Genomic DNA, 21,605 nt, shown 5'->3' with positions numbered 1-21,605 from the left:
ATTCAAAGGCCTTACATTTCAAAAACTCTGCTTACCAGGCGCATTTCGCCCAGGGGATCACCATAATAAAATGCTGAGGCCTGGCCTTTGCGTAGTGCACGCATCACCTCAATACCTTTGATGGTGGCGTAAGCCGTCTTCATGGATTTAAATCCCAGCGTGGCGCCGATTATCCGTTTCAGTTTGCCATGATCGCATTCAATCACGTTGTTCCGGTACTTAATCTGTCGGTGTTCAACGTCAGACGGGCACCGGCCTTCGCGTTTGAGCAGAGCAAGCGCGCGACCATAGGCGGGCGCTTTATCCGTGTTGATGAATCGCGGGATCTGCCACTTCTTCACGTTGTTGAGGATTTTACCCAGAAACCGGTATGCAGCTTTGCTGTTACGACGGGAGGAGAGATAAAAATCGACAGTGCGGCCCCGGCTGTCGACGGCCCGGTACAGATACGCCCAGCGGCCATTGACCTTCACGTAGGTTTCATCCATGTGCCACGGGCAAAGATCGGAAGGGTTACGCCAGTACCAGCGCAGCCGTTTTTCCATTTCAGGCGCATAACGCTGAACCCAGCGGTAAATCGTGGAGTGATCGACATTCACTCCGCGTTCAGCCAGCATCTCCTGCAGCTCACGGTAACTGATGCCGTATTTGCAGTACCAGCGTACGGCCCACAGAATGATGTCACGCTGAAAATGCCGGCCTTTGAATGGGTTCATGTGCAGCTCCATCAGCAAAAGGGGATGATAAGTTTATCACCACCGACTATTTGCAACAGTGCCCGTCGGCTTGAGATGCACATGTTGGCTGAGGTCGCCGGGTAGCGTGAACAGGCGCGGACCGTCCCGAAACTGGAACACGCGATACAGATGGAATTGATCGCCCGCCTCCTTGGAGAATTCGAGTTCGTTGTGGCTGACCAAGAAAGACGAGCCTACCCCGCCATTGGTGGTTTTCACCTCGATGAAGCGCTCATGGGCGTCCTCTTCGAACGACAGGATGTCGAACCCCGCACCGTCTCCCTGGGTGTCGGACACCCAATCCAGCCGCTGAAAAAGCTCTGGGTGGCCGAGCTCGGTCAGGCGTTGCTGTTCGTAGCCAATCACCCACTGCTCCCCTGCCCGGCCCAGCTTGCGGTTGGCTTCATCGCGAGCGGCATAATCGAACTTTCGCGGTAGGCGTTGCCGTAGAGATGCCGGGGTACGCACAAGCACTTCACGGGCGGGTGGTTCTACCAAAGCCGCTCGGTAGGTTTTGTCACCCGGAAGTTTTACCTCCTCCAGGGCATCGACAAGAGCGCCGACCGTCTGCTGATGTTCCAGAACGTAGGCGTGTACGGATTTACGCAGCAGCAGTTGGCTGTTGCCGCGTGGCTTGTAGCCGTTGATATAGGGCAGGCCCAGGGCATCGAGTACGGCGCTAATGTTCTGGTGCTTGAGCTCGACTGAAGACTTGCTGCGACCGTTCAGCAGTTGGCGCAGTGCCTGGTTGTGCTCGGACTTGTTGTACGGCTCCCCAGCCGCCTCGGCACGCAGCATGTCGAAATAGTCTTCGACCGTGGCCAGGACCTCTTCTTCGGACCAGTCTTCGCCGATGCGAATGATGCGAAACCCGAGCCGCGTCAGCGCCGGAACGACGGTCGCCTCGCCACCGGAGAAGCTGTCAGCAGTGAGCGGGCCCTGCTCGGGAAATTGCTTGCCGAAGGCCACACCGGCGATGGCCTTGGAATCGCAATCGGTGCCGGTCTTCGGATCACGTACCAGGAAGTCGCGGGACTTGCCGTAGCCGTGGCGCGCCAGGAATTTCGTGCGGCCCAGTTGCACGAACTCATCGATGGCAGCCTGCACGGCGGCGGGGCTTCGAAGCTGGGAGAGTTGAGACACAGGGTCCTTCCTTACTGTCATGGTGTGCCGGGAACCGCCGAGCCACGAGATTATGAGTAGCCCCTGAACAGAAACGTCACGATAAAAGCCGTGAACGCCACCAGGCCCATTAAATCCCTTGCGTATTTGCAGCCCGTGCTGTCCAAACCTGTACCAGGTCCGATCAACACGCTCCAACCATTGAGGTACGAAAACACCGCCTGACCGAACAAAAAATGCGTGATAGCCGCCGCAGCCATGACGCCGGAATCGTCAGACAGGCTGTAGCTGTTGACCATTGCCCTGTACGCCTGCATCTGAAATGGCTATTGCCCTGATGGGAGCCGGCTTTTCAGCCACCGACACCAGCGATGCCGTCAATATTCTTTACCCGATAACCATGACCGTACAAGCTAACAAGGCCTGGCAAGCCAGCGGACTTAAAAAGTCTTTTTTTCTACCATCCCACAAAAAAGTTCGTGGTGGAGAAAAGATAAGCTATGCAAGGCTTTAGGAGACGTGGTTTTTCAGGATGACGAAGAACGATTCGGCGCTAGGTGCAACATAGGTGCATCGCACGAGCGCTAGGAACGGCGAAAAAAGGCGGACGTGGCGAAATCGGTAGACGCAGCAGACTTTAAAATTGGAGTGCCCGCGGGGAAATCCGCGGAGTAGAACCGCTCAAAGTCGGGGAACGCTAACGGGCAATACCCTAAGCCAATCCCGAGCCAAGCCCCTTCGGGGGAAGGTGTAGAGACTGGACGGGCGGCGCCTAAAGCCTTCGGGCAATGGCGAAGGGACAGTCCAGACCACGAACGTCATCAGACGGCGGCGAAAGTCGAGGTGGTACGAAAATCTGCTTCTCTGTGAGAGTACGGGTTCGAGTCCCGTCGTCCGCACCACAAAGCCAAACATCCCTGCGATGATCGACCTCTGGGCGTTTGGTCGTGAGCCCGCCACCCTCGCGCTACGCTTTGCGCAGGCGTCGAAGGCGATCAGGTGCGCCCATCGATTCCGTCGAGCACCATCGCTGCGAGTTCATCGCTGGTGTGTGCACCACTATCGAGAACACGGGTTGTGCATGGAAGCCGTTCCCTTGCGGCCAAGCATCGGGCGACATTCGCTAATCGCCACTCTCGAATCTCCGCATTTCGATTCGGGTCAGGATGCATGGTCTGGTTCGCGATCCGGTGACGCAATAGGTCCTCGTTGAGCGTCAGAAAGATGTGCAGCAGCTGATCGTCGATCCGCCTTACCCCGTCGAGTATCTCAGTCAGATAGTCCGGGTGCACGAGCGTCATTGGGATGATGATGTCCTGCGAGTAATTCCTTCGAATCTCCCTGACCGCCGCGATCGTAAGTCCCCTCCACAAGGGGAGATCCTGATAGTCTCCGCTCGCTGGCATGGGGACCGTTTCTTTCACCACGAACCCGATTTCCTCGGGGTCAAAGATCAGCGATTTGGAACGCCGATCGCGCAGCCGCTTAGCGAGCGTCGTCTTTCCGGCGCCGAAAGGTCCGTTGATCCAGATTATCATTGTCGACGGCCTCTAACCTGAAGGCTCGCAAGAGCGCTCGACGGCCTCGTGCGGAGGCACGATCGGAGTGGTTCCGAAATGCTTCTCAAGATAGGTGACGCCGAACGTCACGATGTCCTGCGCGTCGAACAGGTAGCACTGAGCAAAGCCCACGACACCTTCTCGATGGCGACCGAGCTTCACGTAAGCATTTGCTATAGTTTCAACCGCATCCGGCTTTCCTTCGATAGCAAAGCAATCGAGAATGCCGTTTGAATCGTAATCCGATGCCGTTTTCCAGGCGACTTCACCGTCTCTTCCAAGCATCGGCATCTCATACGTCACCCACCGTTTGTTGGGGATATCGGCAACCGCCTCGGCGTAGTGCAATGCGGTAACGGAGTTTAGCGGCGCACCCAACAGCAGGGCCTTCCCGCCAAGGCGAACGAACCGCTCGACGGGCGATCCTTCCCCCAAGGCGTGACCGAGTTCGTGAGGCTCCGTCAGCGTTTCAGCCAGCGGACCAACCGCGACCATCGATGCATCGGGGTGCGCGCTGCGCCGCGCGCCGGGGGCTTGAACCAGAAATTGATTCAGCAGGCCGAACCCACGGTAAGTCCCGGCTGTTGCGGGATCGAACGGCAGCCAGGTACGGCGGGCTTCGTCATCCAGCCGAGCGCCATTCAGAGTCTCCTCGTAGGGTGATCGGTCCCACGACGCGTATCCCATCACAGTGCCAGTCGGCCCAACCGCGGAGCGTAACGCGGCAACGACCGTCTCCGCTCCTCCTTCGACCGGACCAATCGCTTTAAGTGAGGCATGCACCATCAAGAGGTCACCGGTTTGGACTCCGAGTTTTTGAAGCGCCTCCGTTATTGCCTTCCGCGTATGCATCGCGATATCTCCTCTAAACTGCAAAACACTATACGCTGATGAATCCCCTAATGATTTTGGTAAAAATCATTAAGTTAAGGTGGATACACATCTTGTCATATGATCAAATGGTTTCGCGAAAAATCAATAATCAGACAACAAGATGTGCGAACTCGATATTTTACACGACTCTCTTTACCAATTCTGCCCCGAATTACACTTAAAACGACTCAACAGCTTAACGTTGGCTTGCCACGCATTACTTGACTGTAAAACTCTCACTCTGGCACTGTTGCAAAGTTAGCGATGAGGCAGCCTTTTGTCTTATTCAAAGGCCTTACATTTCAAAAACTCTGCTTACCAGGCGCATTTCGCCCAGGGGATCACCATAATAAAATGCTGAGGCCTGGCCTTTGCGTAGTGCACGCATCACCTCAATACCTTTGATGGTGGCGTAAGCCGTCTTCATGGATTTAAATCCCAGCGTGGCGTTGATTATCCGTTTCAGTTTGCCATGATCGCATTCAATCACGTTGTTCCGGTACTTAATCTGTCGGTGTTCAACGTCAGACGGGCACCGGCCTTCGCGTTTGAGCAGAGCAAGCGCGCGACCATAGGCGGGCGCTTTATCCGTGTTGATGAATCGCGGGATCTGCCACTTCTTCACGTTGTTGAGGATTTTACCCAGAAACCGGTATGCAGCTTTGCTGTTACGACGGGAGGAGAGATAAAAATCGACAGTGCGGCCCCGGCTGTCGACGGCCCGGTACAGATACGCCCAGCGGCCATTGACCTTCACGTAGGTTTCATCCATGTGCCACGGGCAAAGATCGGAAGGGTTACGCCAGTACCAGCGCAGCCGTTTTTCCATTTCAGGCGCATAACGCTGAACCCAGCGGTAAATCGTGGAGTGATCGACATTCACTCCGCGTTCAGCCAGCATCTCCTGCAGCTCACGGTAACTGATGCCGTATTTGCAGTACCAGCGTACGGCCCACAGAATGATGTCACGCTGAAAATGCCGGCCTTTGAATGGGTTCATGTGCAGCTCCATCAGCAAAAGGGGATGATAAGTTTATCACCACCGACTATTTGCAACAGTGCCGACTATGGAGCCCGGTATGACCGTGTCTCATGTCGCGCGCCTGCATGGCATCAATGCAAACCAGATATTCAAATGGCGCAAGCAATATTAAGACGGTTCACTGACGGCTGTTGCATCGGGCGAGGAAGTGGTGCCGGCCTCCGAACTCGCTGCCGCCAATAAGCAAATTCGCGAACTCCAGCGCCTTCTGGGCAAAAAGACGATGGAAGCCGAGATACTCAAAGAGGCCGTGGAGTTCGGCCGGGCAAAAAAATGGATTGCGCATGCGCCCTCGTTGCCTGGGAACGACGAATAAGCGACGTTTGCAGAAGTCTTGGCGTGTCGCGTGCGCAGTTGAGCATTCGGGTTCACCGGCCATCTGACTGACAGGATCGCAGACGGCAGCCCCGTTCTGACGATACCACCGTATTGTCCCGGATAAACATGGCGGTGGCTGACCTGCCGACGTATGGTTATCGCCGTGTGTGGGCGCTGCTGCGACGGGAGTCGGAGCGGGACGGCCTGCCTGTGGTTAATGCAAAGCGGGTGTATCGCATTATGAGAACGCATAATCTGCTTCTTGAACGTAAACCCGCTGATCCTTGCCGTAAGCGGGCCCATAAGGGGCGCGTAGCAGTAGCGGAAAGTAACCGGCGCTGGTGCTCAGATGGCTTTGAGTTCCGCTGTGATAATGGCGAAAAGCTGCGGGTGACCTTCGCGCAGGACTGCTGCGACAGGGAGATCATTGACTGGGCAGCGAGCACCGGAGGCTATGACAAAGAAACGGTGCAGGATGTCATGCTGGGTGCGGTGGAAAAACGCTTCGGAAGGCAGTTGCCAACAGTGCCGGCGTTCGCCCGGTTGCTGGGACTGGAGCCTTGTACGACAGCAGTGCGAAGCCCGGAAAGCAATGGCATAGCAGAAAGCTTCGTGATGACGATAAAACGGGACTACATCAGCATCATGCCGAAACCGGACAGCGAGGCAGCGGTGATGAATCTGGCGGTGGCGTTCAGTCATTACAACGAACATCATCCGCATAGTGCACTGGGATATCGCTCACCACGGGAATATATACGCAGGAAGTTATCGCAACCGTAAGAGAGCAAAAACGTCTGGATATATAGGGTCAAATCCACTGTAAATATATTACCAGTTCTTAATTACTGAATCTCCGATCCCTGCAATATGCTCGTTGAGTTCATTCATAGATGAATGAGTATTTGTAATATACAGGACTACTATACGAGATGGCTTGCCTCCGGGGCCCAACAGTGCAACGATGCCCCGAGATCCGTGATCACCTGCTCCTGTTTTATCCGCTATCATCCAGCCAGCTGGCAGTACAGAGCGGAACAGAGGCCCGCCGACTTTATCTTCCTGCATCCAGCTTATTAATTTTTTTCGAGATTTTTCTGTAAGTACACTTTCGTTTAACAATTTTTGTAGCGTTTGAGCCATCGCTGCCGGAGTGGTGGTATCACGCTCATCGCCAGGCTTCGCCTCATTAAGGCTGGGTTCGTGTCGATCAAGCCTTGTATAACTATCACCAGTGCTACGCAGAAAATGAGTTAATCCCTCCGGCCCGCCAATAGTTGATAGCAATAAATTTGCAGCAGTGTTATCACTGGTGGTAATGGCAGCATTGCATAACTCAGAAACCGTCATTCCATCTGCAATGTGCTGACTGGTTAGTGGAGAATAGTCGTCCAGGTCATGCTTATTATAGGTAATTCGGCGTTCAAGTTGTTCAAGCCCTTTATCAACACGTACTAATATTGCTCCACATAACAAAACTTTGAATGTGCTCATCATAGGAAAACGTTCTTCACGGCGATGACTACTCAGAACCTTCCCGGATAAAAAGTCTATTTCAGTAAAACCAACCCGACCTTTGATATGGTCTTCTGTGCTTTGTATTGTATCAGTAACATTGACTGGTGTAGATAATGCTGGAGTACACATTCCAGCCAGTAAAGAGATTATAATAAGGCGGATCTTTTTCATATTAATATCCTTTTTAAAATTAAGTTAAGTAATAATAGATAAATAATGAGTAAACAGGCTCTGTTCAGCCGGACTGTCGGTGTACCACCGGAGCACGTAAAGCATCCGGTGCAATCTTCAGCCGGGTAAGCACCGGACCGATAATCTGGCCGAAGACAGGCGCCGCCACTGAGCCACCAAAATGCTGTCCCGCTTTGGGATTGTTAATAACCACAACCAGTGCCACTTCAGGACGGCTCGCCGGCGCGACGCCTGCCGTATAGGTAATATGCCCCCCGTCATATTTTCCACCGGCACCTAACTTCTCTGCGGTTCCGGTTTTTATTGCCAGACGGTAGCCCGGTACAGCTGCCCTTACGCCACTTCCGCCGGGTAACACATCACTTTCCATCATTCTGATTACAGCATCGGCAAGCTTCGGGTCCGCCACCTGCTCACCGTACACCGGCGCGGATAACCGTGTAACGGATAACGGATGATAAACGCCACAGGCCCCGAGAGTGGCATAGGCTCTGGCTAACTGGAGCGGGGTTACCCGGAGGCCGTAGCCAAAAGCGAAGGTGGCGCGCTCAATATCAGCCCATCGATGGCGACTGAACGGAAAGTAACCAGTACTTTCACCGGGAAGGCCCAGCCCTGTCGGTTTTCCCAGCCCGAAGGATGAATACGTTTTTACCAGCGCATCCGAAGGCATCGCCAGGGCAATATGTGAAACTCCGGTATCACTGGATTTCTGAAGTATGCCGGTCGGCGTCAGCGCCGGCCAGTATCCCACGTCCCGGATAAGATGGCCGTCAACCCTGAACGGCCTTGTGTCAAGAAGCGTGCTGCTGCTGATAATATGGCGGCGCAGGCCTTCAAGAATGACGAAGGGTTTAACCGTTGAACCCGGCTCAAAGCTGTCATTAATCGCCACGTTACGCATTTCAGCGGAAGTGGCACCGGAAAAACGGTTGGGATTAAACGACGGATAGGATGCCATAGCCAGAATTTCGCCGGTGTTTACGCTGACAAGCACCGCAGCGCCTGACTGGGCGTGATGTTGCTCGACCCCCTCCCTTAACCGGCTGTAAACAATATACTGAAGCACACTGTCAATACTCAGCCTGATCGCCGGTGCAGTTTCCGGAGCGTCATACTGGATCACGCTGATGACGCCCCCCCTGGCGTTTTTGCGTATTTTTTTCACCCCGAAGTCCTTTCTCAGAACGGTGTTAAAGCTCTGCTCAATACCACTCAGCCCTCTATTTTCGGCACCGGTCACACCAATGAGCGAGGCTGATGCCTCACCCAGCGGATAGTAGCGATTTTCATTGTATTTCTGACTTATGCCCGGCAGATGCAGCTGTGACACGGCCCTGGACAATGACAGGGGCGACTTTTTCTTCAGAAACAGGAATTCCTTGTCCGAATTATCTTGAATAGTTCTGCGAAGTTCCTCAGGCGTGATATCCAGCAAGTCGGCCAGAAAAGCCCATCTGGCTTCCGCGAAGTCCGGATGAGCGGCAGCGATGCGTTTTGGATCAGCAATGATGTCACGTGCCGGCACGCTCATGGCGAGAACAACGCCGTAACGATCGGTCAGGGTTCCGCGCTGTGCTGGCAGTGCAAGTGTCCGTACGGATCGACGGTCAGCCGCATTTTCCAGGACAGCGTGGTCAAAAAGCTGAAGTCCGGTGAGCCTGGCAACCAGCACGATAAAGATTAATGCGATACCGGCAAGAAGAATATTATATCTGACGTTGCTGAATCCCTTCTCAGGTGATGACGGGCGAATACTTTGTTTATTTTTCATCGCGGAGTTTTTTATCATTTTCGCTGGAGTCTGCTCCCCTTGCAGCAGGCTGCCTTACAGAGCCTCATGCTGCAGGGGAGCAGAAAAAATCGACGCCAGAAGCGGTATATTCAGTGCAGGTGTAATTCTGCGTGGAACCGGGTTCTGGCGAAAACCGGCCATATTTCCGCTCACAGCGCCCGGTCTTTTGCTGAGTCAGATGCTGCCAGCCGACCCGTTATGAAGCCGGACTGACGCGTTCCCCGTGAGCTGCTTTTAACAGGGGTCTGACGCTCAGTGGAACGAAAACTCACGTTAAGGGATTTTGGTCATGAGATTATCAAAAAGGATCTTCACCTAGATCCTTTTAAATTAAAAATGAAGTTTTAAATCAATCTAAAGTATATATGAGTAAACTTGGTCTGACAGTTACCAATGCTTAATCAGTGAGGCACCTATCTCAGCGATCTGTCTATTTCGTTCATCCATAGTTGCCTGACTCCCCGTCGTGTAGATAACTACGATACGGGAGGGCTTACCATCTGGCCCCAGTGCTGCAATGATACCGCGAGACCCACGCTCACCGGCTCCAGATTTATCAGCAATAAACCAGCCAGCCGGAAGGGCCGAGCGCAGAAGTGGTCCTGCAACTTTATCCGCCTCCATCCAGTCTATTAATTGTTGCCGGGAAGCTAGAGTAAGTAGTTCGCCAGTTAATAGTTTGCGCAACGTTGTTGCCATTGCTGCAGGCATCGTGGTGTCACGCTCGTCGTTTGGTATGGCTTCATTCAGCTCCGGTTCCCAACGATCAAGGCGAGTTACATGATCCCCCATGTTGTGCAAAAAAGCGGTTAGCTCCTTCGGTCCTCCGATCGTTGTCAGAAGTAAGTTGGCAGCAGTGTTATCACTCATGGTTATGGCAGCACTGCATAATTCTCTTACTGTCATGCCATCCGTAAGATGCTTTTCTGTGACTGGTGAGTACTCAACCAAGTCATTCTGAGAATAGTGTATGCGGCGACCGAGTTGCTCTTGCCCGGCGTCAACACGGGATAATACCGCACCACATAGCAGAACTTTAAAAGTGCTCATCATTGGAAAACGTTCTTCGGGGCGAAAACTCTCAAGGATCTTACCGCTGTTGAGATCCAGTTCGATGTAACCCACTCGTGCACCCAACTGATCTTCAGCATCTTTTACTTTCACCAGCGTTTCTGGGTGAGCAAAAACAGGAAGGCAAAATGCCGCAAAAAAGGGAATAAGGGCGACACGAAAATGTTGAATACTCATACTCTTCCTTTTTCAATATTATTGAAGCATTTACCAGGGTTATTGTCTCATGAGCGGATACATATTTGAATGTATTTAGAAAAATAAACAAATAGGGGTTCCGCGCACATTTCCCCGAAAAGTGCCACCTGACGTCTAAGAAACCATTATTATCATGACATTAACCTATAAAAATAGGCGTATCACGAGGCCCTTTCGTCTTCAAGAATTTTATAAACCGTGGAGCGGGCAATACTGAGCTGATGAGCAATTTCCGTTGCACCAGTGCCCTTCTGATGAAGCGTCAGCACGACGTTCCTGTCCACGGTACGCCTGCGGCCAAATTTGATTCCTTTCAGCTTTGCTTCCTGTCGGCCCTCATTCGTGCGTTCTAGGATCCTCCGGCGTTCAGCCTGTGCCACAGCCGACAGGATGGTGACCACCATTTGCCCCATATCACCGTCGGTACTGATCCCGTCATCAATGAACCGGACTGCCACGCCCTGAGCGTCAAATTCCTTTATCAGTTGGATCATATCGGCAGTGTCGCGGCCAAGACGGTCGAGCTTCTTAACCAGAATGACATCACCTTCCTCCACCTTCATCCTCAGCAAATCCAGCCCTTCCCGGTCTGTTGAACTGCCGGATGCCTTATCGGTAAATATACGGTTTGCTTTCACACCTGCGTCTTTGAGTGCTCTGACCTGAAGATCAAGAGACTGCTGACTGGTTGAGACCCGAGCGTAACCAAAAAGTCGCATAAAAATGTACCTTAAATCGAATATCGGACAACTCATGTCTATTATTACAAATTTACGATTTAATAGACATATTAATGTAACAGTTTTACGATGTCCGATAATTTATAACATTTCGTACGGTTGGAAAAATGTTACTAAATGCCCGTCAGGCAGGGAGGCCGATATGCCCGTTGACTTTCTGACCACTGAGCAGACTGAAAGCTATGGCAGATTCACCGGTGAACCGGATGAGCTTCAGCTGGCACGATATTTTCACCTTGATGAAGCAGACAAGGAATTTATCGGAAAAAGCAGAGGTGATCACAACCGTCTGGGCATTGCCCTGCAAATTGGATGTGTCCGTTTTCTGGGCACCTTCCTCACCGATATGAATCATACCTAGATTCTACGTCAGTACTTCAAAAAGCATAATCAAAGCCTTGATAAATATGCATTCCTTCGAAATTCAGCTTTCACCCATTGGGTGAAAGAAAAGTGCTCAAAAATATGTTAAATTATCAGCTTTTATGACTCGATATATGGTAAAATAATAGTAAGAAAAGTAGTAAAAAGGGGTTCTAATTATGATTAATAAAATTGATTTCAAAGCTAAGAATCTAACATCAAATGCAGGTCTTTTTCTGCTCCTTGAGAATGCAAAAAGCAATGGGATTTTTGATTTTATTGAAAATGACCTCGTATTTGATAATGACTCAACAAATAAAATCAAGATGAATCATATAAAGACCATGCTCTGCGGTCACTTCATTGGCATTGATAAGTTAGAACGTCTAAAGCTACTTCAAAATGATCCCCTCGTCAACGAGTTTGATATTTCCGTAAAAGAACCTGAAACAGTGTCACGGTTTCTAGGAAACTTCAACTTCAAGACAACCCAAATGTTTAGAGACATTAATTTTAAAGTCTTTAAAAAACTGCTCACTAAAAGTAAATTGACATCCATTACGATTGATATTGATAGTAGTGTAATTAACGTAGAAGGTCATCAAGAAGGTGCGTCAAAAGGATATAATCCTAAGAAACTGGGAAACCGATGCTACAATATCCAATTTGCATTTTGCGACGAATTAAAAGCATATGTTACCGGATTTGTAAGAAGTGGCAATACTTACACTGCAAACGGTGCTGCGGAAATGATCAAAGAAATTGTTGCTAACATCAAATCAGACGATTTAGAAATTTTATTTCGAATGGATAGTGGCTACTTTGATGAAAAAATTATCGAAACGATAGAATCTCTTGGATGCAAATATTTAATTAAAGCCAAAAGTTATTCTACACTCACCTCACAAGCAACGAATTCATCAATTGTATTCGTTAAAGGAGAAGAAGGTAGAGAAACTACAGAACTGTATACAAAATTAGTTAAATGGGAAAAAGACAGAAGATTTGTCGTATCTCGCGTACTGAAACCAGAAAAAGAAAGAGCACAATTATCACTTTTAGAAGGTTCCGAATACGACTACTTTTTCTTTGTAACAAATACTACCTTGCTTTCTGAAAAAGTAGTTATATACTATGAAAAGCGTGGTAATGCTGAAAACTATATCAAAGAAGCCAAATACGACATGGCGGTGGGTCATCTCTTGCTAAAGTCATTTTGGGCGAATGAAGCCGTGTTTCAAATGATGATGCTTTCATATAACCTATTTTTGTTGTTCAAGTTTGATTCCTTGGACTCTTCAGAATACAGACAGCAAATAAAGACCTTTCGTTTGAAGTATGTATTTCTTGCAGCAAAAATAATCAAAACCGCAAGATATGTAATCATGAAGTTGTCGGAAAACTATCCGTACAAGGGAGTGTATGAAAAATGTCTGGTATAATAAGAATATCATCAATAAAATTGAGTGTTGCTCTGTGGATAACTTGCAGAGTTTATTAAGTATCATTGCAGCAAAGATGAAATCAATGATTTATCAAAAATGATTGAAAGGTGGTTGTAAATAATGTTACAATGTGTGAGAAGCAGTCTAAATTCTTCGTGAAATAGTGATTTTTGAAGCTAATAAAAAACACACGTGGAATTTAGGGACTATTCATGTTGTTGTTATTTCGTATCTTCCAGAATAAGGAATCCCATGGTTAAAAAATCACTGCGCCAGTTCACGCTGATGGCGACGGCAACCGTCACGCTGTTGTTAGGAAGTGTGCCGCTGTATGCGCAAACGGCGGACGTACAGCAAAAACTTGCCGAATTAGAGCGGCAGTCGGGAGGCAGACTGGGTGTGGCATTGATTAACACAGCAGATAATTCGCAAATACTTTATCGTGCTGATGAGCGCTTTGCGATGTGCAGCACCAGTAAAGTGATGGCCGTGGCCGCGGTGCTGAAGAAAAGTGAAAGCGAACCGAATCTGTTAAATCAGCGAGTTGAGATCAAAAAATCTGACCTTGTTAACTATAATCCGATTGCGGAAAAGCACGTCAATGGGACGATGTCACTGGCTGAGCTTAGCGCGGCCGCGCTACAGTACAGCGATAACGTGGCGATGAATAAGCTGATTGCTCACGTTGGCGGCCCGGCTAGCGTCACCGCGTTCGCCCGACAGCTGGGAGACGAAACGTTCCGTCTCGACCGTACCGAGCCGACGTTAAACACCGCCATTCCGGGCGATCCGCGTGATACCACTTCACCTCGGGCAATGGCGCAAACTCTGCGGAATCTGACGCTGGGTAAAGCATTGGGCGACAGCCAACGGGCGCAGCTGGTGACATGGATGAAAGGCAATACCACCGGTGCAGCGAGCATTCAGGCTGGACTGCCTGCTTCCTGGGTTGTGGGGGATAAAACCGGCAGCGGTGGCTATGGCACCACCAACGATATCGCGGTGATCTGGCCAAAAGATCGTGCGCCGCTGATTCTGGTCACTTACTTCACCCAGCCTCAACCTAAGGCAGAAAGCCGTCGCGATGTATTAGCGTCGGCGGCTAAAATCGTCACCGACGGTTTGTAATAGCGGAAACGGAATGGGGAAACTCATTCCGTTTTTGTTTATCGCCTTAGACGGCAAAAGTGCTGTCGCCCACCTGCGCTTGCGCATACCAGGCCATAAGCTCCGTGGTTCCTGGTTCTCCTTCCGCTGGAGCCCAGTGCGCATAGTCATCGGCAGCCACGGGTTGATAGCCACCGTGTTTTACTTCAAAAATTATGCCACCGGTATCCAGCGACAGCACGGCATGCCAGGTTCCTGCGGCCATCTCCAGCACCGTACAGGTTTCCCCCAATATCGCCCGATGGGTGACGGTACCCCGATCGTCAAAATTCAGCACCACGAAACGACCCCTTAATGGCAACAGTAGCTCGAAGGTGTGAGGGTGTCGGTGCGGGCGCACGTAGGTCCCAGGTCATATTCCTTCCGGCGTCCGGCATTTTACCGCCAGACAGCTCGGGATTCGTGATATCACCGTTCTTGCAGAATACGGTCAGAGGGAAAATACCCGCCGTGAGCATGCAGCGCTGATACGTCAGCACTATCAGTATCGTGAATTTGCCTGGCCCTGGACATTTCGCCTTACCCGTCTTTTATATACCCGGAGCTGGATAAGCAACGAACGTCCTGGCCTGCTTTTCGATCTGGCGACAGGGTGGCTTATGCAACATCGTATTATTCTCCCCGGAGCCACTACGCTGACCCGGTTGATTTCAGAGGTAAGGGAAAAGGCGACGTTGCGCCTGTGGAACAAACTGGCACTGATACCGTCAGCCGAACAGCGTTCACAGCTGGAGATGCTGCTGGGGCCAACTGATTGCAGCCGCCTGTCTTTACTGGAATCACTGAAAAAGGGCCCTGTGACCATCAGTGGTCCGGCGTTTAATGAAGCAATTGAACGCTGGAAAACTCTGAACGATTTTGGCCTGCATGCTGAAAACCTGAGTACACTCCCGGCTGTGCGCCTGAAAAATCTCGCACGTTATGCTGGTATGACTTCGGTGTTCAATATTGCCAGGATGTCACCGCAGAAAAGGATGGCGGTTCTGGTTGCCTTTGTCCTTGCATGGGAAACGCTGGCGCTGGATGATGCATTGGACGTTCTGGACGCCATGCTGGCCGTTATCATCCGTGACGCCAGAAAGATTGGGCAGAAAAAACGGCTCCGCTCGCTGAAGGATCTGGATAAATCTGCATTGGCGCTCGCCAGCGCATGTTCGTACCTGCTGAAAGAAGAAACACCGGACGAATCGATTCGTGCTGAGGTGTTCAGCTACATCCCAAGGCAAAAGCTGGCTGAAATCATCACGCTTGTCCGTGAAATTGCCCGGCCCTCAGACGATAATTTTCATGAAGAAATGGTGGAGCAGTACGGGCGCGTTCGTCGTTTCCTGCCCCATCTGCTGAATACCGTTAAATTTTCATCCGCACCTGCCGGGGTTACCACTCTGAATGCCTGTGACTACCTCAGCCGGGAGTTCAGCTCACGGCGGCAGTTTTTTGACGACGCACCAACGGAAATTATCAGTCGGTCATGGAAACGGCTGGTGATTAACAAGGAAAAACATATCACCCGCAGGGGATACACGCTCTGCTTTCTCAGTAAACTGCAGGATAGTCTGAGGCGGAGGGATGTCTACGTTACCGGCAGTAACCGGTGGGGAGATCCTCGTGCAAGATTACTACAGGGTGCTGACTGGCAGGCAAACCGGATTAAGGTTTATCGTTCTTTGGGGCACCCGACAGACCCGCAGGAAGCAATAAAATCTCTGGGTCATCAGCTTGATAGTCGTTACAGACAGGTTGCTGCACGTCTTTGCGAAAATGAGGCTGTCGAACTCGATGTTTCTGGCCCGAAGCCCCGGTTGACAATTTCTCCCCTCGCCAGTCTTGATGAGCCGGACAGTCTGAAACGACTGAGCAAAATGATCAGTGATCTACTCCCTCCGGTGGATTTAACGGAGTTGCTGCTCGAAATTAACGCCCATACCGGATTTGCTGATGAGTTTTTCCATGCTAGTGAAGCCAGTGCCAGAGTTGATGATCTGCCCGTCAGCATCAGCGCCGTGCTGATGGCTGAAGCCTGCAATATCGGTCTGGAACCACTGATCAGATCAAATGTTCCTGCACTGACCCGACACCGGCTGAACTGGACAAAAGCGAACTATCTGCGGGCTGAAACTATCACCAGCGCTAATGCCAGACTGGTTGATTTTCAGGCAACGCTGCCACTGGCACAGATATGGGGTGGAGGAGAAGTGGCATCTGCAGATGGAATGCGCTTTGTTACGCCAGTCAGAACAATCAATGCCGGACCGAACCGCAAATACTTTGGTAATAACAGAGGGATCACCTGGTACAACTTTGTGTCCGATCAGTATTCCGGCTTTCATGGCATCGTTATACCGGGGACGCTGAGGGACTCTATCTTTGTGCTGGAAGGTCTTCTGGAACAGGAGACCGGGCTGAATCCAACCGAAATTATGACCGATACAGCAGGTGCCAGCGAACTTGTCTTTGGCCTTTTCTGGCTGCTGGGATACCAGTTTTCTCCACGCCTGGCTGATGCCGGTGCTTCGGTTTTCTGGCGAATGGACCATGATGCCGACTATGGCGTGCTGAATGATATTGCCAGAGGGCAATCAGATCCCCGAAAAATAGTCCTTCAGTGGGACGAAATGATCCGGACCGCTGGCTCCCTGAAGCTGGGCAAAGTACAGGTTTCAGTGCTGGTCCGTTCATTGCTGAAAAGTGAACGTCCTTCCGGACTGACTCAGGCAATCATTGAAGTGGGGCGCATCAACAAAACGCTGTATCTGCTTAATTATATTGATGATGAAGATTACCGCCGGCGCATTCTGACCCAGCTTAATCGGGGAGAAAGTCGCCATGCCGTTGCCAGAGCCATCTGTCACGGTCAAAAAGGTGAGATAAGAAAACGATATACCGACGGTCAGGAAGATCAACTGGGCACACTGGGGCTGGTCACTAACGCCGTCGTGTTATGGAACACTATTTATATGCAGGCAGCCCTGGATCATCTCCGGGCGCAGGGTGAAACACTGAATGATGAAGATATCGCACGCCTCTCCCCGCTTTGCCACGGACATATCAATATGCTCGGCCATTATTCCTTCACGCTGGCAGAACTGGTGACCAAAGGACATCTGAGACCATTAAAAGAGGCGTCAGAGGCAGAAAACGTTGCTTAACGTGAGTTTTCGTTCCACTGAGCGTCAGACCCCTAAAATCCTGATGCTGATGTAGTCCCGTTTTATCGTCATCACGAAGCTTTCTGCTATGCCATTGCTTTCCGGGCTTCGCACTGCTGTCGTACAAGGCTCCAGTCCCAGCAACCGGGCGAACGCCGGCACTGTTGGCAACTGCCTTCCGAAGCGTTTTTCCACCGCACCCAGCATGACATCCTGCACCGTTTCTTTGTCATAGCCTCCGGTGCTCGCTGCCCAGTCAATGATCTCCCTGTCGCAGCAGTCCTGCGCGAAGGTCACCCGCAACTTTTCGCCATTATCACAGCGGAACTCAAAGCCATCTGAGCACCAGCGCCGGTTACTTTCCGCTACTGCTACGCGCCCCTTATGGGCCCGCTTACGGCAAGGATCAGCGGGTTTACGTTCAAGAAGCAGATTATGCGTTCTCATAATGCGATACACCCGCTTTGCATTAACCACAGGCAGGCCGTCCCGCTCCGACTCCCGTCGCAGCAGCGCCCACACACGGCGATAACCATACGTCGGCAGGTCAGCCACCGCCATGTTTATCCGGGACAATACGGTGGTATCGTCAGAACGGGGCTGCCGTCTGCGATCCTGTCAGTCAGATGGCCGGTGAACCCGAATGCTCAACTGCGCACGCGACACGCCAAGACTTCTGCAAACGTCGCTTATTCGTCGTTCCCAGGCAACGAGGGCGCATGCGCAATCCATTTTTTTGCCCGGCCGAACTCCACGGCCTCTTTGAGTATCTCGGCTTCCATCGTCTTTTTGCCCAGAAGGCGCTGGAGTTCGCGAATTTGCTTATTGGCGGCAGCGAGTTCGGAGGCCGGCACCACTTCCTCGCCCGATGCAACAGCCGTCAGTGAACCGTCTTAATATTGCTTGCGCCATTTGAATATCTGGTTTGCATTGATGCCATGCAGGCGCGCGACATGAGACACGGTCATACCGGGCTCCATAGTCTGCTGAATAATGGCAATTTTTTCCTGCGGTGTACGACGCCGACGCCGCTCAGGTCCTGATAACACTTCAACCATCTTATCGTTCTGACTGGTATTAAACATAGTTCCAAGACTACCTCTTATTTTAAGAGAGTCGAAGTGTCTGGTGATCTATGGGGCCAGTCTAGCCCTCTTCCAAGTGTAGGGAGATATAGTCAAAGTTTGCTTCTCCGCCGATGAGTCCGCCCTGCGTCGGATAGTCCGATTTTTTACCGGCGAAGCACGGCTCTCCTAACCCTATCTAAAGCGAATAACTTTTTTCAACAGGGCCGCGTGCCAATGCAAGAGCGATAGGCGCTCTACGCGCCAATTTGACCACTTAAAACAGGTAAATTGAGGGGTTGTAATGTGTTGATGTAACAGGCTTTTATTTTAATGTCTTGGCATATGTATAATGGTAGTCTAGCCCTCCTTTCAACAAGGAGTACTCATGGAAACCTACAATCATACATATCGGCACCACAACTTTTCACATAAAGACTTAAGTGATCTCACCTTCACCGCTTGCACATTCATTCGCAGCGACTTTCGACGTGCTAACTTGCGTGATACGACATTCGTCAACTGCAAGTTCATTGAACAGGGTGATATCGAAGGCTGCCACTTTGATGTCGCAGATCTTCGTGATGCAAGTTTCCAACAATGCCAACTTGCGATGGCAAACTTCAGTAATGCCAATTGCTACGGTATAGAGTTCCGTGCGTGTGATTTAAAAGGTGCCAACTTTTCCCGAACAAACTTTGCCCATCAAGTGAGTAATCGTATGTACTTTTGCTCAGCATTTATTTCTGGATGTAATCTTTCCTATGCCAATATGGAGAGGGTTTGTTTAGAAAAATGTGAGTTGTTTGAAAATCGCTGGATAGGAACGAACCTAGCGGGTGCATCACTGAAAGAGTCAGACTTAAGTCGAGGTGTTTTTTCCGAAGATGTCTGGGGGCAATTTAGCCTACAGGGTGCCAATTTATGCCACGCCGAACTCGACGGTTTAGATCCCCGCAAAGTCGATACATCAGGTATCAAAATTGCAGCCTGGCAGCAAGAACTGATTCTCGAAGCACTGGGTATTGTTGTTTATCCTGACTAATTGCTTTGATGTGTGATTTTAAACGCTCAAATTTATAAAACGAATAATATTGTCAACCTTGCAATAATAGACATAGGGACAACCATGTATAAATTTTTACCCTCAGGCGTCTTCACAATAGAGCCATATAGCAGTGGGTCACTTAGTGGGCTTAATTTTTCCATTAAAGATAATATTAATATTGCTCAGTATAAAACATCATATGGTAGCCCATCTTGGCAAGTAAACATAAGGCTGCCATTTATAAGGCACTGTTGCAAAAATGTGGAGGTGATAGGGGTACTACGCCGGAACCCCAGATTTTTCCGTCCGTTCAAATTATCCACGGTTGAGCAGCTTGATCCCGTCCGCCCGCAGTTGACCAACAGGGGAAATATGCCTGTACAAAGTTTGCCGGGTTATCCCAAGTTCCTGGCATAGCGTACTGACCTTTGTTTCTGATTGTCCCATTGATGCCATTGCCAGTCGCAGTTTGACTGGCGTCATTTTATAAGGTCGGCCGCCGTTCCGCCCACGGGCTCTTGCTGATGCCAGACCTGCAGTCGTTCTTTCAGCAATCAGTTCGCGCTCAAACTCCGCCAGTGCGGCAAAGATACCGAAGACAAGCTTGCCAGCGGCCGTTGTTGTGTCGATAGTCGCCCCGTGACCGGTCAGCACTTTCAGACCGGTCCCCCTCGCGGTCAGGTCGTGCACTGTATTAATGAGATGACGAAGATCACGACCGAGGCGGTCCAGCTTCCATACGACCGAGAGCATAAAAAATATTGGGGCAGCGTGAGCTATGCTGCCATCGCTGGTCCCTTCCCGTCACTTTGAAAACCCGGATACCAGCAGACAAATTTATCCTGCAGTTCGTTATTCAAAACGGCGGTCCGGGTCTGTAACAAATAATGAGCCCCTTTTCTGCTCCACTGCATCTGCTGCTTTTTGGCCATTCGTCTGGCGATCACTTCATTGATCGTGGATTCCACAAACGCGGTTGATACCGGCTCTCCGTACCGACGCATTTCGCCGTAGTTTGGGATCATCATCTTATTATTCCGGATGTAGGTATACATTTCATCCAGATGTTTTTGCAGGGATTTCAGGCTAGGATAGCTGAGTTCAGGGTCATCGCAATACATAACGCAATTATCAATATGTTCCAGCGCAGCGACAACATTGCCATGCCAGAGATATCGTTTAATGCTTTCCAGCAGTGCCAGAACTTTACTCCCCGCCTCTGGATCTGATACCAGCAGTCCCCGGGCATATTGCATGAGCACCTTCAGCCTCATGGTGATATGAAACCAGTCCAGCACATGCGTTGACTCAGGGTACATACCGAACTGGAGGTCCCTGAGATTATCCGCGCCGTCGGACAGAAAAAATATCTGCTGGTTGGCCTGCATTCCCTGCGCTGAAAGGTGGGTCATGAGCCTGCGTTCCGGATGACAGTCATCCTTCTGAACAAAACCGAAGCGGCGGGTGTCAGCAGGCGCACCAACGGAAAAAGACTTCCCGGCAATAATTTCAAAATTACGCTTTTTGTCATCCCGATCGCGAACATAACCACCATCTATACCCACCACAAGCGGTTTTCCTGGCCTGGGCAGGTTCCCCCAGTCGCGGGGGCAGCCGGAAAGAAAACCTGAATGAGCTTCAGCCTCAGCGTCAAGACGCTGCGCCACCTGGCATAAATGATTCCTCACCGTTGAGGCATTCAGGCTGTGGCCCACCGGCAGAATATCTTTCAGCAGACGAGTCGTCATTTCATAGGAGATCATCGAGGCCCAGCGGGTTTCAATATATTTCAGTGCCGGGTGAGAATAATCGCCGGCCCAGTCGCTGAGCAAACTGACTGTCTTTGTATCACTCTCTTCACAACGGCACCGGTACACCCGAAGCCCGGATACCGGAATAACGCCAAACAGCGTCCGGTACCGTATTTTCTGTTTGCCTTTGATTCTGCGCGCAGCAAGGCAGTGAGGGCACCGGATATGGTGTTGAGTATATTCGTCTGCCTGCAGCTGGACCACCGACTGCTGGACCGTATTCAGCAACAGCTTGGATTCTGACACCGATAATCCGATGTCGTTCCGGGTCTCCCCTGATTTCTGGATTGTCATCAGTTCCTCCGTTCGACTGGAGCCTGATTCATCGGTGATGACTATCTGGAGCGTCAGTTGCATCATTGCCTCCTGCTGTGGTGGATGACTATCTCCCGG

Annotated in this window: 15 protein-coding genes and 7 pseudogenes; 8 read left to right on the top strand and 14 right to left on the bottom strand. The window is 50.7% G+C overall.

Annotation, left to right across the window (positions count from 1 at the left end; genetic code table 11):
- Window positions 1-11 precede the first annotated feature (11 nt).
- From LDB27_RS23690 to LDB27_RS23680, 3 genes are read right to left on the bottom strand one after another with little or no spacing between them, the layout of a single operon-like run.
- Window positions 12-716: an IS6-like element IS26 family transposase gene (locus LDB27_RS23690; protein ID WP_001067855.1), complete on the bottom strand. Its 705-nt coding sequence runs from the start codon at window positions 714-716 to the stop codon at window positions 12-14.
- Between the two features lie 36 nt (window positions 717-752).
- Window positions 753-1,880: a DUF3883 domain-containing protein gene (locus LDB27_RS23685; protein WP_014837927.1), complete on the bottom strand. Its 1,128-nt coding sequence runs from the start codon at window positions 1,878-1,880 to the stop codon at window positions 753-755.
- A gap of 50 nt (window positions 1,881-1,930) precedes the next feature.
- Complete coding sequence (locus tag LDB27_RS23680; protein WP_000248278.1) at window positions 1,931-2,158, bottom strand: hypothetical protein; 228 nt, start codon at window positions 2,156-2,158, stop codon at window positions 1,931-1,933.
- A 23-nt stretch (window positions 2,159-2,181) separates the two neighbouring features.
- On the opposite strand from LDB27_RS23680, the gene LDB27_RS23675 reads away from it, so the two are divergent.
- Window positions 2,182-2,373, top strand: a complete 192-nt coding sequence (locus LDB27_RS23675) for a hypothetical protein (protein ID WP_000951934.1) — start codon at window positions 2,182-2,184, stop codon at window positions 2,371-2,373.
- Window positions 2,374-2,854: 481 nt separating this feature from the next.
- Here the strand turns inward: LDB27_RS23675 and LDB27_RS23670 are convergent, their stop codons facing one another.
- Window positions 2,855-3,397 carry an AAA family ATPase gene (locus tag LDB27_RS23670; RefSeq protein ID WP_000587837.1) on the bottom strand — a complete coding sequence of 181 codons (543 nt, stop codon included), beginning with the start codon at window positions 3,395-3,397 and terminating at the stop codon, window positions 2,855-2,857.
- Window positions 3,398-3,409: 12 nt separating this feature from the next.
- A complete protein-coding gene (aac(3)-IId, locus tag LDB27_RS23665; protein WP_000557454.1) occupies window positions 3,410-4,270 on the bottom strand; it encodes an aminoglycoside N-acetyltransferase AAC(3)-IId in 861 nt (286 codons plus the stop codon).
- 142 nt (window positions 4,271-4,412) lie between these two features.
- On the opposite strand from aac(3)-IId, the pseudogene LDB27_RS23660 reads away from it, so the two are divergent.
- Window positions 4,413-4,544 (top strand): annotated as a pseudogene (locus LDB27_RS23660) (IS4 family transposase); the annotation flags it as partial.
- A gap of 42 nt (window positions 4,545-4,586) precedes the next feature.
- On the opposite strand, the gene LDB27_RS23655 reads toward LDB27_RS23660, so the two are convergent.
- On the bottom strand, window positions 4,587-5,291 hold the full coding sequence (locus LDB27_RS23655; RefSeq protein WP_001067858.1) for an IS6-like element IS26 family transposase: 705 nt from the start codon (window positions 5,289-5,291) through the stop codon (window positions 4,587-4,589).
- Between the two features lie 64 nt (window positions 5,292-5,355).
- Between LDB27_RS23655 and LDB27_RS23650 the strand changes: the two are divergent.
- A pseudogene (locus tag LDB27_RS23650) lies at window positions 5,356-6,434 on the top strand (IS3 family transposase); the annotation flags it as partial.
- Between the two features lie 48 nt (window positions 6,435-6,482).
- Here the strand turns inward: LDB27_RS23650 and LDB27_RS23645 are convergent.
- From LDB27_RS23645 to LDB27_RS23630, 4 genes are all read right to left on the bottom strand, one after another.
- Window positions 6,483-7,340: a class A beta-lactamase LAP-2 gene (locus LDB27_RS23645; protein WP_012477595.1), complete on the bottom strand. Its 858-nt coding sequence runs from the start codon at window positions 7,338-7,340 to the stop codon at window positions 6,483-6,485.
- A 64-nt stretch (window positions 7,341-7,404) separates the two neighbouring features.
- On the bottom strand, window positions 7,405-9,135 hold the full coding sequence (locus tag LDB27_RS23640; protein ID WP_032623598.1) for a penicillin-binding transpeptidase domain-containing protein: 1,731 nt from the start codon (window positions 9,133-9,135) through the stop codon (window positions 7,405-7,407).
- Window positions 9,136-9,543: 408 nt separating this feature from the next.
- Window positions 9,544-10,404, bottom strand: coding sequence for a broad-spectrum class A beta-lactamase TEM-1 (locus LDB27_RS23635; RefSeq protein ID WP_000027057.1), 861 nt, complete (start codon window positions 10,402-10,404; stop codon window positions 9,544-9,546).
- A gap of 182 nt (window positions 10,405-10,586) precedes the next feature.
- Window positions 10,587-11,144, bottom strand: coding sequence for a recombinase family protein (locus LDB27_RS23630; protein WP_001235713.1), 558 nt, complete (start codon window positions 11,142-11,144; stop codon window positions 10,587-10,589).
- 163 nt (window positions 11,145-11,307) lie between these two features.
- Between LDB27_RS23630 and LDB27_RS23625 the strand changes: the two are divergent.
- The 3 genes and pseudogenes from LDB27_RS23625 to LDB27_RS23615 all read left to right on the top strand — a co-directional run.
- Window positions 11,308-11,514, top strand: a pseudogene (locus LDB27_RS23625) (DUF4158 domain-containing protein); the annotation flags it as partial.
- Window positions 11,515-11,707: 193 nt separating this feature from the next.
- Window positions 11,708-12,970: an IS1380-like element ISEcp1 family transposase gene (locus LDB27_RS23620; RefSeq protein ID WP_000608644.1), complete on the top strand. Its 1,263-nt coding sequence runs from the start codon at window positions 11,708-11,710 to the stop codon at window positions 12,968-12,970.
- Between the two features lie 255 nt (window positions 12,971-13,225).
- Window positions 13,226-14,101, top strand: coding sequence for an extended-spectrum class A beta-lactamase CTX-M-55 (locus tag LDB27_RS23615; protein ID WP_015387340.1), 876 nt, complete (start codon window positions 13,226-13,228; stop codon window positions 14,099-14,101).
- A gap of 46 nt (window positions 14,102-14,147) precedes the next feature.
- Here LDB27_RS23615 and LDB27_RS23610 read toward each other — a convergent pair.
- A pseudogene (locus LDB27_RS23610) lies at window positions 14,148-14,492 on the bottom strand (WbuC family cupin fold metalloprotein); the annotation flags it as partial.
- 13 nt (window positions 14,493-14,505) lie between these two features.
- Between LDB27_RS23610 and LDB27_RS23605 the strand changes: the two are divergent.
- Window positions 14,506-17,256: pseudogene (locus LDB27_RS23605) on the top strand (Tn3-like element Tn3 family transposase); the annotation flags it as partial.
- Window positions 17,257-17,331: 75 nt separating this feature from the next.
- On the opposite strand, the pseudogene LDB27_RS23600 reads toward LDB27_RS23605, so the two are convergent.
- Window positions 17,332-18,347: pseudogene (locus tag LDB27_RS23600) on the bottom strand (IS3 family transposase); the annotation flags it as partial.
- Window positions 18,348-18,741: 394 nt separating this feature from the next.
- Here LDB27_RS23600 and LDB27_RS23595 point away from each other — a divergent pair.
- The gene (locus LDB27_RS23595; RefSeq protein WP_001516695.1) at window positions 18,742-19,398 is read left to right on the top strand and encodes a quinolone resistance pentapeptide repeat protein QnrS1; all 657 of its coding nucleotides are present in this window, start codon (window positions 18,742-18,744) and stop codon (window positions 19,396-19,398) included.
- Window positions 19,399-19,716: 318 nt separating this feature from the next.
- Here the strand turns inward: LDB27_RS23595 and LDB27_RS23590 are convergent.
- Together LDB27_RS23590 and LDB27_RS23585 are read right to left on the bottom strand one after the other, a co-directional pair.
- Window positions 19,717-20,145, bottom strand: a pseudogene (locus LDB27_RS23590) (recombinase family protein); the annotation flags it as partial.
- Window positions 20,146-20,177: 32 nt separating this feature from the next.
- Window positions 20,178-21,569 carry an ISKra4-like element ISKpn19 family transposase gene (locus tag LDB27_RS23585; RefSeq protein ID WP_001493761.1) on the bottom strand — a complete coding sequence of 464 codons (1,392 nt, stop codon included), beginning with the start codon at window positions 21,567-21,569 and terminating at the stop codon, window positions 20,178-20,180.
- Window positions 21,570-21,605 lie beyond the last annotated feature (36 nt).

The sequence above is a fragment of the Salmonella sp. JXY0409-18 genome (assembly GCF_020268625.1).
In the GTDB taxonomy this organism is placed as follows: domain Bacteria; phylum Pseudomonadota; class Gammaproteobacteria; order Enterobacterales; family Enterobacteriaceae; genus Salmonella; species Salmonella enterica.
Note: the sequence above shows the minus strand (reverse complement) of the source record. Positions and strands in the feature narration are given on the sequence as shown.

Excerpts from the sequence above, each read along its gene's own strand:
- LDB27_RS23690 (WP_001067855.1), bottom strand. The coding sequence starts at position 716 with ATGAACCCATTCAAAGGCCGGCATTTTCAGCGTGACATCATTCTGTGG.
- LDB27_RS23680 (WP_000248278.1), bottom strand. The coding sequence starts at position 2,158 with ATGGTCAACAGCTACAGCCTGTCTGACGATTCCGGCGTCATGGCTGCG.
- LDB27_RS23675 (WP_000951934.1), top strand. The coding sequence starts at position 2,182 with ATGGCTATTGCCCTGATGGGAGCCGGCTTTTCAGCCACCGACACCAGC.
- LDB27_RS23670 (WP_000587837.1), bottom strand. The coding sequence starts at position 3,397 with ATGATAATCTGGATCAACGGACCTTTCGGCGCCGGAAAGACGACGCTC.
- LDB27_RS23655 (WP_001067858.1), bottom strand. The coding sequence starts at position 5,291 with ATGAACCCATTCAAAGGCCGGCATTTTCAGCGTGACATCATTCTGTGG.
- LDB27_RS23645 (WP_012477595.1), bottom strand. The coding sequence starts at position 7,340 with ATGAAAAAGATCCGCCTTATTATAATCTCTTTACTGGCTGGAATGTGT.
- LDB27_RS23640 (WP_032623598.1), bottom strand. The coding sequence starts at position 9,135 with ATGAAAAATAAACAAAGTATTCGCCCGTCATCACCTGAGAAGGGATTC.
- LDB27_RS23635 (WP_000027057.1), bottom strand. The coding sequence starts at position 10,404 with ATGAGTATTCAACATTTTCGTGTCGCCCTTATTCCCTTTTTTGCGGCA.
- LDB27_RS23630 (WP_001235713.1), bottom strand. The coding sequence starts at position 11,144 with ATGCGACTTTTTGGTTACGCTCGGGTCTCAACCAGTCAGCAGTCTCTT.
- LDB27_RS23620 (WP_000608644.1), top strand. The coding sequence starts at position 11,708 with ATGATTAATAAAATTGATTTCAAAGCTAAGAATCTAACATCAAATGCA.
- LDB27_RS23615 (WP_015387340.1), top strand. The coding sequence starts at position 13,226 with ATGGTTAAAAAATCACTGCGCCAGTTCACGCTGATGGCGACGGCAACC.
- LDB27_RS23595 (WP_001516695.1), top strand. The coding sequence starts at position 18,742 with ATGGAAACCTACAATCATACATATCGGCACCACAACTTTTCACATAAA.
- LDB27_RS23585 (WP_001493761.1), bottom strand. The coding sequence starts at position 21,569 with ATGCAACTGACGCTCCAGATAGTCATCACCGATGAATCAGGCTCCAGT.